The organism is Synergistaceae bacterium (assembly GCA_017540085.1).
GTDB lineage: Bacteria > Synergistota > Synergistia > Synergistales > Aminobacteriaceae > JAFUXM01.
Genome location: JAFYBQ010000011.1, coordinates 1 through 15,142, shown reverse-complemented (window position 1 = coordinate 15,142; position 15,142 = coordinate 1). Strand labels below are relative to the sequence as shown.

Sequence of the window (15,142 nt, the reverse complement as noted above, 5' to 3'; positions counted from 1 at the left end):
ATTTTTGGAAGATAGTCAAGTCTACGTTCACGCAAAAAAACTAACGTTTACGCTGAAATTTTTTTAGGGCTGGATAATTTCACCCGAACTGACCACTTTTGAAAATTCGCGCCGGGCGTTGTAGAATTTCGGTGTTCGCATTGTCAAAAGTTTTATTCATCACAGGAGGTTGGTTTGCGTGGTTTACGGTTACGCGCGAGTGAGTACTATGGGTCAAGCATGCGAGGGCAATTCTATGGAGGCTCAGGTCTGTGCGCTAAAACTGGCTGGGGCTGTCAAAATCTTCAAAGATGTTTTCAGTGGCAAATCGGAACACCGTCCTCAGCTTGACAAGCTATTGAAGGTCATTGAAGGTGGCGACAAGCTCATTATCACTAAATTAGACAGAATTGCTCGCAGTCTCATTCAGGGAGTACAGTTGCTAGAAACGCTCGGTGAAAGTGGCGTAATCGTAGAGGTACTGAACATGGGGCTCATCGACGACACGCCCACGGGCAGACTGATACGAAACATCATGCTGAGTTTCTCCGAGTTCGAGCATGACATGATTGTGCAGAGGACGCAAGAGGGCAAAGCAATAGCGAGACAGAACGCAGACTTCAAGGATGGCCGCCCAAAGAAGTTTAGCCTTGTGCAGCTGGATCACGCGCTGGAACTATTAGAGACACACTCTTATAAACAGGTTGAGAGAATTACTGGCATTAGCATTACTACTATATACCGTGCAAAGCTGGAGAAGAATAACACGGAACATTTGCGAAAATAAAAAATTGAGAATTATTACACCTATTTTAGTTTCTTCTCCAGAAAATAAATTACGACTCTTGCAAACTTATCATATATAGCTTTATTTTCAAGTCGCTCGATTTCCTTCTCTAGTGGCTCTCTAGTCATATCTTGTAAGTTCTCGTTTTAGAAAATAGATAACTACCCCCACGCATTCTCTATAGGGTTCTTCTTGTTCTAATTCATGGATTCTTTTTTCGATATTTCTGCGACTGAGTTTGTTTTTGCTTTTTAGACCTTTTACAAAAGCTAGAAAAAGATTCTTATAAGCTTCTCGCCGACATTTCACCAATTCTGTGGAAGTATTGTTGAGCATATTACCGTTATTATCTCTTTCACCGTTTAATTTTAATGTTTTATTAATATCTCGCTCAAAGTCTTTATCCAGAGGCTTAGTGAAAATAGTTCCATCTGACCTATACCTGATTTTTTCCATATCACTGCGACTAAAGGGATTTATCTTTATTTCCCTATCTCCTTTCGAGGCATCGCAGCACAGACATTTTCTCCCTTTGTCTTTTCCCCTTCCGCCTGAACATACTGCCAGCATATTTTTATAATCCAACGTTAAGTCAAAATATCTGGACTTAGGCTTATAGTGTTCTATAGTTGTAGCTGTCATTTTATCAGGGTCGCTCTTCTCTATTCGCTTCATGCAATAGGCACATAGACCATGCTGTTCTTCTATAAGGCTGTCCCAGATTAGGTCTTTTATTCGTTTAGTTAAACTGTCAAACGCAACCGCAGCTTCTTCGGGTGATTGAATTTTGAAATCTCTTTTGGCTTGGTTCAATGCGTCTGTAATTTCTTGTGAAGGTTGGGTCTTCTCAATAAAAATCATTATTCAGCCTCCTCAATCCAACGGTTTACATCAAGAAAATCTCTCATTTCTCTTGCAGGCGATGAATTTTCCCCGAAAATCTCTACAGCTTCACGGACTAATTGTTCTGCTTTTTCAAAATTACCATCATCTATACTGTTTTCAAGTGCGTTTTTGAGTTCTTTGGCTTGTCGCGGAAGTTCAGTACTTCCCTGACGCAGTTCAACTACATCAGAAATATTATAGCCGTATGCGCTTGTCAGATACTCAATTTCGTTTGGGTTTATCATTTTGATAAGTTTTGCGTCCTTAGCTGAAGAAATTATCATAGGCGAATGAGTTGCCACAATAAATTGAACTTTCGGGAACGTCGCTTTGAGTGCGTCAAGTATTTTCCACTGCCATTTAGGATGAAGGTGCATATCTATCTCATCGATGATTACTACACCCTCAAGCGTCTCCAATTCGTCCATTGTGGGATTTAACAAAACAGTCCTGCGGGCAAGATCCATCATCATGCAGAGAACGTTTTGATAACCGACACTCAAAATATTTATAGCCTCTCCGTTTGAGCCATTGTAAAACATAAGTTGACCTATCGCTGCGGCATAATCAACCCGCGGCGCAGTCTTTAAGTTTATTAGTTCCTTCATGAATTTTGAGATTATAGACTTAAAATTTCTGTATTCTCTTACTTCATGTTTAAGTCTATATTCAGAATAGTCCATTTGAGTACACCAGTCTAAAATCTCAGGAAAATCCGATGTACCTGAGAAAGCGTTTTTATATCCTTCCTTGCGCTCTGGATTTCTAAGTTTTATTACATCTGCGCTTTGTGTTTTAGGAACAAATTTTTTCTCAGCACTCTGATAATTTAACAAGGGTAATTTTATCGCCGGATTACTTATTGCTTCCCGCATGTTATTTTGCAGATAGGGAACTCTCATAATCGAAGGAGACAACATGTTTTCTTTTGCAACTTCATAGCGTTGCTGCCCATTAAAGAGCATCAAATCAACCTCAACTGTTACAGGAAAATGTTTCTCTGTGTTTTCAGTTGTATCGCCAACTAAAACTGAAGTCATACGTATATCTTCATCTTCAATTTGTTGGGAAGCGTTAATATCTTGTATGTAAAGATTACCTAATAAGCCTCCGAGCGCAACGCATATGCCACTCAACAGTGATGATTTGCCCGCGCCATTGTCGCCAATTATGACGTTTACACCGGGAGAAAATTCTACAGTCAAATCTTCCATACCGCGAAAATTCACAAGCCTGATTTTGTTGATTTGCATCATTTATTCTCCTTTCATAGCCTCACACAGCGGCAATAATTCATTCAGACGCGCTACGATTTTGTGCTGTTCGTCGATTGGCGACAGGGGGATTATGTATGAGAGAAGCTCATTGCGTTTTATGCCTTTAACCGTTGTTCCTGTGCCTTCTATTTTGAGCGTGGAATAGAAGTACAGAAAGTAATCCGCTAATACATCTTCAGAAAGCCATATTGCCCGCAAATCTTGATTTATCGCTGTAGGTTTCTTCAGTCTCGCATATTTTCCCAGTCCCATACGCATACACATAATAATCGCTCCCGGCATGATGAGATTTGTTGCGCTGTTTTCGAGGCCTTGTTCTGATATGTGGTCTATCGTGTCTTCTATGAATCCGTCTTTAACTCCTGCGAAATCTTTTACCGACATCCAGGGGATATTACCATTCCAATATTCAGGATTGCTTTTATCAGGAGTCCCCCCGCCAATGTATTTGATGATAATTTCACCTAGCCGAACATACCGCCAGTTATCCGTATTGCTTCCTGTGAGTCGTCTCTCGATTGCTGCCTGAAGAAGCGAGTCTCTCATGTCGCCGGGGAATCTCCGCTCTAAGGCTTCGAGTTCGTTCTCTGCTGACTCAAGCTCGGCGATAAGGTGCAGGATTGCGTCAAGGCGTGAGACTATACGGCGTTGTTCGTCGATTGGCGGAAGGGGGATTATGAGTCCTGCGATTTTCTTTGCGCTTAATTCCGTTTGCTTCGTTGAGCCTTCTCCGAGCGTTTCTATGTATGGCTGATAGTTTTTCAGTATATAGCAGATATACTCGCTTGATATATTTTGCTTGGGACGAATTATTGTAACGTGTGAGTCCGGGACTAACGGAATATTTTGCGGATTGTCTGTTATTCGGTACTGTCCTACGCGCCCTAATGTTCCTCGGCCCGTAGAGTTCAAGACTATATCTCCGTCAATTATAAATTCTTCCTCAGGGTATTTCCCTATTGTCGACTCGTCAAGATACAACGCAAGCGACAAATCAATATTTCCCCGCTTAGTGTTACATTTCTGTGCAAATACAAGCGTGTTGCTATGTGGCGCATATTTAGGAGACTTCCCGCGCTTTATTCTTTTCGCTACAATCTCATCAAGCCGAACAAACCGCCAGCCCTCCCGACTCCCTCCCGTCAATTTTCCCTCTACAGCCGCCTGCAATACTGACCTCCGCAAATCCTCCGCTAACTTCATTCGCTCACCTCAAGAAGCCTCATTATCTCAGCTATTTTCCCGTCAACAATTCCGCCGAGCCTCTCACGCTCCCGGATAAAACTCCGTATTGTCTCTTCAGGGGTCATTATGATTTTCTCGTCATTCGGGAACCCGCAAAGGTCAAGGCTGTAATTCCCCGCTGCAATTTCGTCCGCTGAATATTTCCGGCTCTTGAACGTTCCGCCGTCGTTCTGAATCTCGCGCCTATCCTGCCACCATTCATCAACGGGGGAAAAATGATCGCGCTTTATCGGGCTTGTCTTGCTGAAATTCTTGTAGCCTTCGGGCATGTCGAGTCGCTAAAACCATGTCTCGCGGGTCTTTCCGATGCGGTCAAAAAATAGTATGTTTGTCGTTATGCTCGTGTAGGGCGCGAAAACTGTCGCCGGAAGCCGTATAACCGTGTGAAGGCTGAAGCTCTGAAGGAGTCGCAATTTTATCGTGAGCTTTGCGCTGTCAGTCCCGAAAAGGAATCCGTCAGGCAGGATTACGGCGGCTCTTCCTCCCTCTTTCAGGCGATACATGATCAAGGCCATGAACAAGTCTGCGGTCTCGGAGCTTCTGATGTCTTTCGGGAAATGATTCATGATGTCTGATTTCTCGCTGCCTCCGTAGGGCGGGTTCATCATGATAACGTCAAAGCGGTCTGTGTCGGTGTAGTCAAGAATATTATTGCCGAGTGAGTTTCCGTGCCTGATGTCGGGGCTGTCGATGTCGTGCAATAACATATTTGTTACGCACAAGATATATAGGGGCATTGCTTTTTCTCCACGCCGTGAACTGATGAGTCGTATTTGTCCTGATCTGATGTGGTTACTATTTTCGGCTTGAGCGCTTTTAACCAGCTTGTGATGAAACCGCCAGTACCGCAGGCAAAATCCGCGCATGACTCACCGATTTGAGGGTTGATTTTCTCCGCAATGAAGTCTGTTACGGCCCGCGGCGTGTAAAATTCTCCGGCACTGCCCGCGCTCTGAAGCTCGCGTAAAAATATCTCGTAGATTTCCGTAAAGGCGTGGACTCCTCGTAGCTGTCGAAATTTATTCCGTCAATTTCTTTTACGACTTTGTAGAGCTGTACTCCGTCTTTCATGTACTGGTTTGTGTCCTCAAATACCGAGCGCACTATTGACTTTCGTATGTCTGTTGACGCTGTTACGGGTATATTTTTCAGCGCAGGGAACAGCTCATCATTGACAAAATGAAGAAGCTCATCACCTGTCGGAGATTTATCGCCTTTTGCCCAGTTTCGCCAGCGGAATTTTTCAGGGATTATTGATTCGTAATTCTCATCATCAAATGCCCAGTCCGATTCCTTTGCGTCATAAATTTTCAGGAACAAAAGCCACGATATTTGCTCGATTCTCTGAGCATCTCCGCTTATGCCCGAATCCATTCACATATAGTTCCGTATGTTCTTGATTACTCCGTTAAGACTTCCCATTCTATCAGCCTGCCATGTATATTAGATTTTCCAGTTCCTTTAGCAATTCGCTGTAACGTTTCACCGTGGATAACGAGGCTATTTTAGAGGGTTTCCCGTACTTCGTGAACGGCTCCATTTTCAGCACTCCCCGTCTTTCTATATCTGTGACTCCGTAATTCACATACCTGTCTAACAATGCCTCAAGAATTTCACGCACCGAACCGCTGTACCTACTGAAAAAATCACTGCTCTTCACTTTCTCGGCTCTTTGCGCTCTCGTCAATGGCTTCTGACCGAACGCTACATAGCAGATAAAATCAAAGTCATCTGTATCCTGCATATTCTGTTCTTTCTTGAGTGCATCAAAGTCAATGCCCATATTCTTAAATAACTCGGTGATTTCCTGCTTCTTCGCGACATTGTTCCATCGTAATATAAACTGCTGAAGGTCGGCAAATTCTCCGCGAATATTGCGCCGGGTGTAATCAATAATATTTTCTTGGCGCAATAATTTTCCCACTATATCATATATTGATACGGTCTCGGAAACAATTTCTACTTCACAACCATCACTGTCAACTACGGGCTTGACTCTGTGAGTCTGAGTCCTGCGGGTTTCGGGCGATTTTGCTTCCGGGTCAAAGTCTGATGAAATATCTACTGGGCCATCCCATTCTGGGTCTGCAAACAGACGCGAGACTCCCCGAAAATCCATCACCGTGAATGACAGCTTGCCTTTGTCCTCCCTGATTCGCGTTCCCCGCCCGATTATCTGCTTGAACTGCGTCATTGATGATATGTTTTTGTCCAGCACTATTAGTCCGACTGTTTTCGTGTCAACTCCTGTTGAAAGCAATTCTGACGTGGTCGCTATCACTGGATATTCTGCATCTACTGACGTGAAATATTCCAGCTTGCTCTTCCCGTAATTGTCAGAGCTAGTTATTCTCACTGCGTAATCGGGATTTTCCCTCATCATATCAGCGTTCAAGTTCGCCATTTCCTTCCGCATTCTTTCGGCTGCGTCTTCATTCGCGCAGAATATTATTGTCCGCGTCTTTCGTCCATTACGCTTTAAGTATTCGGTCACTCTTTCCGCTACTGCCCTTGTCCTGTCCTGAATTATTATATTGTAATTATAATCGAGGTTGTTATAGATTCGGTCTTCTATCTCATTCCCATAAATATCGCATTGTCCCGGCTCAGGTCTCCAGCCGTCAGATATATTCATGCGCGGTTCAATCACACGGAACGGGGCTAAGAAGCCGTCCTCGATCCCCTGATTCAGGCTGTAACAGTAAACTGGTTCACCGAAGTAATTTATGTTCGATATGTACTTCGTTTCGCGGGGAGTCGCTGTCATTCCGATTTGCACCGATGAGGTAAAATATTCGAGGATTTCGGGGTCTGTCAAGTAAACTATGTATGAGATTTTTCTATGACACTTTCAGATTTAATTTTGTCATAAATATATGGTGTAAAATATATTCAAGCCAAAACTGAGGGAGTTGCTGAATGTTGCCTGAGATAATCATCATCAATATCGTAAAAATTATCCTTGACAAAATCTTTTGACCATGCTCCTAATTGACTCAGGACTCAGGACTCAGGACTCAGGCTATTCCTATTCCCCGAAGCAGGATTCACATACTGACCGCGTAAAAAGGGTAAGACCTCCGCCAGCTCTGAAGATTTGAGCGCGCAAGAACGGCACATGATTCACTTATTGTGTCAAGAAATAATGTGTGCATATTTTCGGAGGTTATAAACACATGAACATTACAAGAAAATGTATCATAGCGGCAATATCGGCCATGCTGTTGGCAGCGTCATCACTGGAAGCATTAGCAGTAAGTCCATTGAAGACTGACATCAACGGCAAGGCTTTGGATGATATTCACGACATTATGCGGGAAACAAACGGCGCAAAACCTAGCATACCGAAATATTCAGCCCTTGTTCTTCCCACAATAGGCGGCACGAAAGGCGAATTAGGCTGGCGTTTAAGCTCCTATCAGAACGATGGAAAGGAACTCAGCGCATACTCCAATATGGCAAGCTCATTCGGCAGCGACATACGGATAGATACGGCACTGAATCACGCCGGTGTTCACCCTGTAACTGCACAGTACCTCACAGCTAACGGCAAAGGAAGATATTTGTTCCTTCACAGCGACACAGCAAGAGACAGCCAGCAGATACCTAGCTTTAATGCCCGTATGTTTCTCGTTGAGCAGAAAGGCACGGCTAATCCCACGTTCACGAAGGTAGGCGATGTAATCAAGACGACACTTGAACGCAGCACTTACGGCCCGTCGTATCTTACTGACGTGAAGAGCGGACTCAGGGTTAACCGCAACAGCTCAAAAGAGGAATATTTCGTTGTGGCTCATGCAGTTGACACGGAATTTGCAACGCATAGAACCTTTGAAAGCGGCGGCAGCAGTTCGGAGTGCAAAACGGACATTTCATTCTTTAGGCTTGCGGAAGATGACGAAGGTAAAGCAACATTCAGCGCAACACCTCTGAAGATACGCGATATTGTCAATGGCACGGGTTATTCTTCGGTACAAATTGCTGTCGGTGATTTCACGGGCGAAGGAATAACTAATCAGGTGGCAGTAGTAACATCAACAATATCAGAAGTATATCTCACTGTCTACACTATACGCCTGAACAGCAGCGGAGCACTTGAGGCCACAAAAACCGCGAGCGAAACTGTTTACAAGGCTAAAAATTTCTACTATGGCAGTATCAACGGAATATTGTCGTATCCTGTCGCAGAGGTTGCCGCCGGAGATTTTGACGGGGACGGACAGACGGAGCTTGCTGTTGTGTATAAGACCTGTGAGACCAGCGTCAAAGCCGATAGTCGGAGTGTAACTGCTGATGAGGTTCGCGGCAGTGCAGCCGTAAAAATCTGCAAATGGACAAACGGAGCATTCAAGAGCGCAGAAACGGTAAAGGACTGGAATTATCACAGCACATCAGGCTACTATCAGACTCAAACAGTAGCATGGCTGAAACCTGTTGCGGCTGACATTGACGGGGACGGAAAAACGGAGCTTGCTGTTTTTGTCGGGGTTGGCCATTTCTCGTGGAGTCCGGGTCTCTTTTCAGGCTACTTAGGGCATTCGGAGAAAACGCTTCATACTCAGGGCTATATAACATTCTGGTACTGCAACAAAGGATCAATACAGCCTGTATTAGGCGGGCCGGATATATCATCGTTCCATGTTGATAGAAACAGAGGCTATTTTTTCAGCCTGTTTTACGCTGGCGAAGGAGTTCCTGACCATTACACGGCAGATTTCTCAGTCAAGTATCCATATTTCCCATCAAGATTCTCTGTTGTTGCCGGGCCTTTTATGGGAAGAATGGGGAAATACCGCACGTGTGATGAGGTAGCTGTTATTATTCAGGATACTGCAAAAGAATGGAGCAACATCACAAACGCAGATGGAAATTTCTTTATAACGTGGCCGAAGGACAGCAGTTATTCTAACATCAGCTATTACAGCACTAACGTTCTGAGGAACAAAGGCGGGTGCGGAATGGGGCTTGTTGCTGACGACTTCCTTCATGAGGGAGTTGAACTCGGCGAGCCTTCGCACGTGGTAGTCTCTGACCGCTGGACACCAGCCGTACTAATTCAGGCTCCCCCGTATCATCTCGACACTATACCGCTTGAGTTCTGGAATTACCCGCAGGCATGGCCGATGAACTTCAACTACGAGTCATCAGCGAAGACGACATACTCGCGTTCAGGCAAGACAACAGACGCAAAGGACACAAAATTTGAGGCGACATCGACACTTGAGGCATTCGGCCCGCTTGGTATAGATGTTGATTCTGAGACAATGGACAGCGTTAAAAGCGGAGTAAAGCTCGCGGCAAATTTTCTGACTGGCAGCAAGACAGCAGGCGACAAAATCAGCGGGCTTATTGATAACTTAACCGACAAAATCAAGGCTACTGAGACCAAACTCACCAACGCGAGCAAGTCATTAGGCTACACAAACACGATCGAGGCCGGCAAGAATGACTCACAGCTTTTCTATGTAACGAAGACTCATGTGTGGCGTTATTCTCTGAAGAAGCCTGTGCCATCATGGATAATAGGCGATCTCCAGAACGGCAGCGCAAAGGCCGCTTCAGGAGATTTATACCTGACCATAATTGCGCCGGACGAGCCTTCTGTAGGATCAAGCAAGGCCACATTCGCGAGGCAGGGAGCTAACGCGGGGAATCCTCTCTACCAGCCTGCACACGAGGAAGGAAATCTCTTCTCATATCCAACAACATTAAGCACGATTCCGGGATATTCATCGCGGCAATTCAGCCTAATCCCAAAAGTGATGCCTATCTCGTATTCAACGAATCAGGAGAAGCACAAGGCCAGTGTTACGACCTCAACGGGTAAATCCGAGAGTAAATCGCGGCAGGTAACATCATACAGCCAGTTCTCAAAAGTAGCGGGGACTCTGAAGACTCTTCTCGGAAAATCATCAGACATGCGCCCAAATACGAACACTGAGACATTCAGCAAGAAGTTTGACAGCACGGAGGAAATAGAAGTAGTTTACCCAGATCCGAGCAAGGCTTTTGACTGGCGCGATGTAACATTCAGCTCACAGTTTGATTTTTACGTTGATGAAAGCGGGATAATGACGGCCGGATTTGCTGTTACCGACCTTCCTAATACCGCAAAACTTTGGGGTTCTGACTCTCCTTACTGGAAGAAGCCTGACCCTGCGCTGGTAATGCCCGACAGGTATGTGTTTGTTGAAGGCAAGCAGGAAATCGGAAAGTCAAAGCAGATTCTCCCGCGCACTGAACGCAACGCAATGAAGCTCAGAGGAGTCCGAATTTACAGCAAGACTCTTGCCTCCTATGCGAACAACATCATTTACCCTGGACTGAGCTACGAGATTCAGATTCCAATCTACAACGCCAGCTTTCTGCCATCAGACGGAGCAAAGAGTCTCACTGTTCCTATGAAGCTGTACTACAGGAAGGCCGGAAGTGATGAGAATGGTGTATTAATCGGCGAACCTGTACCAGGCAGTAATACTATAGGAGGCTGGACGAAAGGTACGGAGAACAACAAGGCATTAGTCCGCTTCAACTGGGATAATGTTCCGGCACTTTCACAGGGGGCGTATGAATTCTACGCTGTGATTGATCCCGATAACAAGATTGATGAGGTGCATGAAGCGTGGACAACGAAGACTCCTGAAGGCAACAACACAGGGTATTTTCCGTTCGGAATCTCGCACGGCACTGACACTTCAGCCCAGATGATAGCGAAAGACTTTGTAATGAAGTACAAGGCCAGAAGCGTGAAGAAGACCGCACAAGTTGCAGCATTCTTAGCATCGGCTGAGTCTGATGATGAATATGATGACTGGACGATGTGGAAAGACTGGAATGACGAGACGGACTTCTCAGAGATGGTTGACGGTGAGAGTGAGTTCGCGGTGTCATTGCTCTACAATAGTGATGATGTCCGTAGTGATATTTGGGCGGATATTGTGATGGATTTCACTGATGATGACGGCGATTATGAGGTAGTTTTTGAAAGTGAGATGTTACCTGTTATAGCGAAGGGCGACAGCATATACTTCACGTTCATACTAAACGAGGAAGAGATAAAGAACGGAAAGAATCTGAGGCTTGTTGTTACTGACGGAGACTCATCAGTTGAGTATATGCTTGACGAGAGGCCCGGCAGCGGCACTACTGCTCCTGAGACCCCGAAGGATGACAGCACTGACCCCGGCGGCAATACTGGCGATGTTCCCGGTGAAGCACCTGCGGGAAATTTCGTGAATGATGTAATCACCCGCAGCTATGTTGTTGAGGCTTCCTCGCCTGTGCTGTGGAGGATAGGTAATGTAACTATGAAATCATCGGCGTATATCTTCGGAGCGGCGGCTGATGACCTGCTTAACATCACGATGAGTCCTTCAGATGCCGGGACTGTTGCGACTGACAGAATCACCGTAACAGTAAGCACGATTGCCGGAAAGACTCTTGAGGGAGAGTACAGCATTTCCGTTCAGACATCATCGGACGGATTAACATGGAGTGATGAGAAGATTTTGACGTTCGACACTAAGGCAGGTTCAGACTCTGAAACTGTGCAGGTTATCGGTGTAGGCAGTTCTGGCAGTGGCTGCGGGGCTGTGCAGGGAGTATTAATGCTTCTTGCGCTTTCAGGCATGATGATGAGGTTCAAACACTAAGGTGAGAAAGTTTATTATTATGCTGCTGGCGATGGCCATGACATTTTCGGCTATGCCATCTTTTGCGGCAATGACGGAAGTCAGCGGAGGGTATACGGTTAGTGGTACGGCTTACAAGCTGTATAGAGGCGTTTTCAACTTCCCGTCAGAGGTACCTATTAACGGCGCAATGAAGGACATACCGGCGGCGTTCTTTTTCTCGGAGGGCTTTTTCGCGGAAGATCCCTATGTTTACAACAACCACCTTGCAACGGCCTCCCTGTGCATGGCAATGGCGGCCTTCTACTCCAACGAAGGGGCGACAGGACCAGACGCGGATTATTCTAACAAGAACAGGAACATTCTACAGTACATGAAGGACATCGGGGTGTCGGAATCGGATATTTACGTCAACTACTACAACACGGTTCGGCCTCAGACCGACAGCATAGGTGTAACTATCGGGAAAAAGACTCTGACATACGGCCGCACCCTTATTCCCATTGCAATCCGGGGATCCAACTACGAAAGAGAATGGACAAGCAATGTTACACTAGGTACGGAACGGGAAAATGATGGTGAAGCCAAGGGATTTTCTACAGCAGCGCAGATTGTTTTTTCCGAAGTTAAGAAATATATCGAGTAGCAAAATTTAAGTTCCGAAATTACCAGCGGCGATGTTGTTTTTTGGATTGCAGGATATTCGCGCGCGGGGGCAACAACGAATCTTGCGGCCAAACGTTTGGTCGATTCCTATGCTGCTTCAGGTAACAAGATTTTCGCTTACTGTGTCGAGGCACCCATGGGCGGCTGGAAGACAGCGGAGAAGAGCGGCTCAAACTACAACTGTATCCATAGCATCATTAACCGCAACGATATTGTGCCAAGAGTGGCTCCCGGATTTATGGATTTCAAGCGTTATGGTGTAGATCATTATCTTCCGGGTTCGGACGCTGGCTCTATCGTTGAGGGGAACGACGGCAACAAACACGACAACGAATTCTACAAGACGGATACAGACAACTACATTTCGGTTTATCAAAAGATGGCGGAGCAGCTTTCCGTGATCAACAATCAATTCACGTTTGACGACAAGTTCACCGTCTGGGGGCTGGATCTCAGGCTGTTGCGTACAAACCTTCTTTTCCGCAGGGGAGAGAAAATGTATATGGACGATTTTCTGGACGAGTTTGTCAAGAATCTGTGCGAATGGACGGGTATGACCCGCGAATACTACAATGCGAAAGACGGACATGACCTCGACATGGGCTACCTTATCGACGGCAACATTCAGGGCGCACTGCGTGATTGTATGTCGATTCTCTATGGCAGTACGACAGGAGAGACGAAAGCGTTTGGAGACAACTTAAAATCATTCTGGAATAACGCTGGTATTAATAAGTGGAAAGAACTGCTTGAGCTGATAGTCTATCCTCTGCGAAAATGGAACGAACCGCAGTGGCCGTACAAAGAATATTACATCATGAAAGCGGTACGTTGGCTGGATGACAGTAATTGTTTTGTCCCGCTTAATCTGGAAGCACCAGAGAAGGAAAAATTGTTGCGGACTGATATGCCGGTTCTCATGGAGTTTCTTCTGACCTATGCTGCAGCGGATTACCAGAGCGAGCTTCACGGAACCAGCGGACTAAGCCAGCTATTGACGTTTATCGCAAACGCGCATAACATCGGTATGAACCATTACCCTGAGGTAACTTTGGCATGGCTTCGCGCTCAAGATTCGCTTTACGATAAAGAGATTGTGTCCCCGTTCGTGTCCGCTGTCAGCTTCACCACTGCGGAAGGCAGACGTACTAACAGTCTTGTTGCTAGTACTAGCGGCAAGGTTATTATAGGCGTTGGTGAAATCCCTGATGTTTTTGTCGAACATGGTGCGATAGAAGCATACCTGCCTAAAACGGTAACTGTTTATTACTCTGATGGCACGTCAGAAGACAGGGCTATAGACTGGGATGAGAAAACCACGTACTATGTTCATGAAGACCCTAATGATGATACCAGCGATTGGGTGGAGCTGAATGAGTATACGGATTCGCACCCCATCGAGCCAATCATATGGGTGACAGATGGAAAAGTATCACTGCCGGATGGCGCAACGCTTGCTGAATGGGTGGATACCACATTAACGAGCTGTGTTTACGAGGCCGGCATCCCTAACCTGCCCGCTCCGTCCGCCTCGCTTCCGAATGGTGAATACGATGGCCCTCAGACAATAATCTTGAGCGCAGATGTCGGAAATCGCGAGATATACTATTGCATCTCCACCTCCAGTGCTGAGATTGAGCCGAATCTCAAGTACACGGGATCTATCACGCTAGGAGAAAGTATTACCTCATCAACGGACTTCATCCTTCTTGCGTACACGAAGGGTGACAGGGAGACTTGCGATGACAGCGATGTTGCAATATGGGAGTACACAATTCACCCGGCTAGCACTTTGACTATTAACAACAGTAGTAGCGGATGTGATACTCTTTGGAACACAGATACTGTTTTAGCATTCGTTTTTCCGGGACTGGCATTGCTTTTGAGGCGCAAATCATATTAAGAACACACAGGGGGACAGGCTTATCCTGCCCTCTGTTTTTCAGATGAAAGGGGAGTTTATATGCATTGCTGGAAAGAGAACTGCCAGCCGTATTTAGGATGAAGTTTCCAAGAGCCATAAAGGTAGAAGACACTGCCGATATGGACATCAAACATAATGCCTACAGCGGTAAAAGATTCGCGGTAAACACTAGAATTGCACCTGATGATGGAATAGCCGTTATTCTCATCGCAGTATATAATTTGTTCGATGGTGCATTGAGGTTTGTCTATAAAATATATCTTTTCGCGGTGATTAGCAATATGTAGCTTAAATTAGAGCATTTGCAAGTCATCAAACGAGATATTAGTAGCTTTGTGTATATCGTTGTCGCTCATGCCCATATCGCGCAAGCGTCTGGCGGTTTCAAGATTAGCTTTCCGCATTCCGCGTTCTTCACCCAGCGCGATACCTTCTTTAATACCCGCGTTGTAAATAGTTTTGCCTTCGTGTTCAAGAACCTGACCGCCCATAATATCACTCACTCCTTTTCGGATATTTTTATATTTAGCGGGTCTGTCAAGTAAACTGTGTATGAGATTTTTCTATGACACTTTCTCTTGAGCGTTTTCTTGCCGTATCCGTTCCTTGTGTTGCCCGCTGCGCGTCCTTCGTCTGTGTTATTGAGGTGGAAATCCATCTCGGCGTTAAGGATTCGTTCCAACAGAGCCTTGCTTATCTGAGTGATGATGCCCTCTTTGCCCCATAAATCGTCTTGAGTTTTGACCCC

Annotated in this window: 16 protein-coding genes; 6 read left to right on the top strand and 10 right to left on the bottom strand. The window is 45.6% G+C overall.

What is annotated here, in order from left to right; genetic code table 11:
* Positions 1-178: 178 nt before the first annotated feature.
* Complete coding sequence (locus IKQ95_01870) at positions 179-766, top strand: recombinase family protein (GenBank protein MBR4195442.1); 588 nt, start codon at positions 179-181, stop codon at positions 764-766.
* Positions 767-886: 120 nt separating this feature from the next.
* Here the strand turns inward: IKQ95_01870 and IKQ95_01865 are convergent, their stop codons facing one another.
* From IKQ95_01865 to IKQ95_01830, 8 genes are read right to left on the bottom strand one after another with little or no spacing between them, the layout of a single operon-like run.
* Positions 887-1,627, bottom strand: a complete 741-nt coding sequence (locus tag IKQ95_01865; protein MBR4195441.1) for a TIGR02646 family protein — start codon at positions 1,625-1,627, stop codon at positions 887-889.
* Positions 1,627-2,904 (bottom strand): AAA family ATPase, encoded by a 1,278-nt coding sequence (locus IKQ95_01860; GenBank protein MBR4195440.1) that lies wholly within the window; start codon positions 2,902-2,904, stop codon positions 1,627-1,629. The genes IKQ95_01865 and IKQ95_01860 overlap by 1 nt, the downstream gene beginning before the upstream one ends.
* 3 nt (positions 2,905-2,907) lie before the next feature.
* Complete coding sequence (locus tag IKQ95_01855) at positions 2,908-4,131, bottom strand: restriction endonuclease subunit S (GenBank protein ID MBR4195439.1); 1,224 nt, start codon at positions 4,129-4,131, stop codon at positions 2,908-2,910.
* Complete coding sequence (locus IKQ95_01850) at positions 4,128-4,442, bottom strand: hypothetical protein (protein MBR4195438.1); 315 nt, start codon at positions 4,440-4,442, stop codon at positions 4,128-4,130. The genes IKQ95_01855 and IKQ95_01850 overlap by 4 nt, the downstream gene beginning before the upstream one ends.
* A 9-nt stretch (positions 4,443-4,451) precedes the next feature.
* Positions 4,452-4,910: an N-6 DNA methylase gene (locus tag IKQ95_01845; protein ID MBR4195437.1), complete on the bottom strand. Its 459-nt coding sequence runs from the start codon at positions 4,908-4,910 to the stop codon at positions 4,452-4,454.
* Positions 4,886-5,155, bottom strand: a complete 270-nt coding sequence (locus IKQ95_01840; protein MBR4195436.1) for an N-6 DNA methylase — start codon at positions 5,153-5,155, stop codon at positions 4,886-4,888. Before IKQ95_01840 ends, IKQ95_01845 begins: the two co-directional genes overlap by 25 nt.
* Positions 5,083-5,547: a type I restriction-modification system subunit M N-terminal domain-containing protein gene (locus IKQ95_01835; GenBank protein MBR4195435.1), complete on the bottom strand. Its 465-nt coding sequence runs from the start codon at positions 5,545-5,547 to the stop codon at positions 5,083-5,085. The genes IKQ95_01840 and IKQ95_01835 overlap by 73 nt, the downstream gene beginning before the upstream one ends.
* Before the next feature lie 52 nt (positions 5,548-5,599).
* Positions 5,600-6,991 (bottom strand): hypothetical protein, encoded by a 1,392-nt coding sequence (locus tag IKQ95_01830; GenBank protein ID MBR4195434.1) that lies wholly within the window; start codon positions 6,989-6,991, stop codon positions 5,600-5,602.
* A gap of 358 nt (positions 6,992-7,349) precedes the next feature.
* Between IKQ95_01830 and IKQ95_01825 the strand changes: the two genes are divergently transcribed.
* The 5 genes from IKQ95_01825 (at position 7,350) to IKQ95_01805 (ending at position 14,681) form a co-directional block, all read left to right on the top strand.
* Positions 7,350-11,825: a hypothetical protein gene (locus IKQ95_01825; protein ID MBR4195433.1), complete on the top strand. Its 4,476-nt coding sequence runs from the start codon at positions 7,350-7,352 to the stop codon at positions 11,823-11,825.
* Position 11,826: 1 nt separating this feature from the next.
* Positions 11,827-12,450, top strand: a complete 624-nt coding sequence (locus IKQ95_01820) for a hypothetical protein (protein ID MBR4195432.1) — start codon at positions 11,827-11,829, stop codon at positions 12,448-12,450.
* Between the two features lie 82 nt (positions 12,451-12,532).
* Positions 12,533-12,733, top strand: coding sequence for a hypothetical protein (locus tag IKQ95_01815; GenBank protein ID MBR4195431.1), 201 nt, complete (start codon positions 12,533-12,535; stop codon positions 12,731-12,733).
* The gene (locus IKQ95_01810; GenBank protein ID MBR4195430.1) at positions 12,709-14,373 is read left to right on the top strand and encodes an Ig-like domain-containing protein; all 1,665 of its coding nucleotides are present in this window, start codon (positions 12,709-12,711) and stop codon (positions 14,371-14,373) included. Before IKQ95_01815 ends, IKQ95_01810 begins: the two co-directional genes overlap by 25 nt.
* Before the next feature lie 140 nt (positions 14,374-14,513).
* On the top strand, positions 14,514-14,681 hold the full coding sequence (locus tag IKQ95_01805) for a hypothetical protein (protein ID MBR4195429.1): 168 nt from the start codon (positions 14,514-14,516) through the stop codon (positions 14,679-14,681).
* Between the two features lie 6 nt (positions 14,682-14,687).
* On the opposite strand, the gene IKQ95_01800 is transcribed toward IKQ95_01805, so the two are convergent.
* Both IKQ95_01800 and IKQ95_01795 read right to left on the bottom strand, forming a co-directional pair.
* The gene (locus IKQ95_01800; protein ID MBR4195428.1) at positions 14,688-14,885 is read right to left on the bottom strand and encodes a hypothetical protein; all 198 of its coding nucleotides are present in this window, start codon (positions 14,883-14,885) and stop codon (positions 14,688-14,690) included.
* 8 nt (positions 14,886-14,893) lie between these two features.
* A partial coding sequence (locus IKQ95_01795; GenBank protein MBR4195427.1) for a hypothetical protein occupies positions 14,894-15,142 on the bottom strand: 249 nt, incomplete at its 5' end.

Coding starts and splice junctions, on each gene's coding strand:
- IKQ95_01865 (MBR4195441.1), bottom strand. CDS start 1,627: ATGATTTTTATTGAGAAGACCCAACCTTCACAAGAAATTACAGACGCA.
- IKQ95_01860 (MBR4195440.1), bottom strand. CDS start 2,904: ATGCAAATCAACAAAATCAGGCTTGTGAATTTTCGCGGTATGGAAGAT.
- IKQ95_01855 (MBR4195439.1), bottom strand. CDS start 4,131: ATGAAGTTAGCGGAGGATTTGCGGAGGTCAGTATTGCAGGCGGCTGTA.
- IKQ95_01850 (MBR4195438.1), bottom strand. CDS start 4,442: ATGCCCGAAGGCTACAAGAATTTCAGCAAGACAAGCCCGATAAAGCGC.
- IKQ95_01845 (MBR4195437.1), bottom strand. CDS start 4,910: ATGCCCCTATATATCTTGTGCGTAACAAATATGTTATTGCACGACATC.
- IKQ95_01835 (MBR4195435.1), bottom strand. CDS start 5,547: ATGGATTCGGGCATAAGCGGAGATGCTCAGAGAATCGAGCAAATATCG.
- IKQ95_01825 (MBR4195433.1), top strand. CDS start 7,350: ATGAACATTACAAGAAAATGTATCATAGCGGCAATATCGGCCATGCTG.
- IKQ95_01810 (MBR4195430.1), top strand. CDS start 12,709: ATGGATTTCAAGCGTTATGGTGTAGATCATTATCTTCCGGGTTCGGAC.
- IKQ95_01805 (MBR4195429.1), top strand. CDS start 14,514: ATGGACATCAAACATAATGCCTACAGCGGTAAAAGATTCGCGGTAAAC.
- IKQ95_01800 (MBR4195428.1), bottom strand. CDS start 14,885: ATGGGCGGTCAGGTTCTTGAACACGAAGGCAAAACTATTTACAACGCG.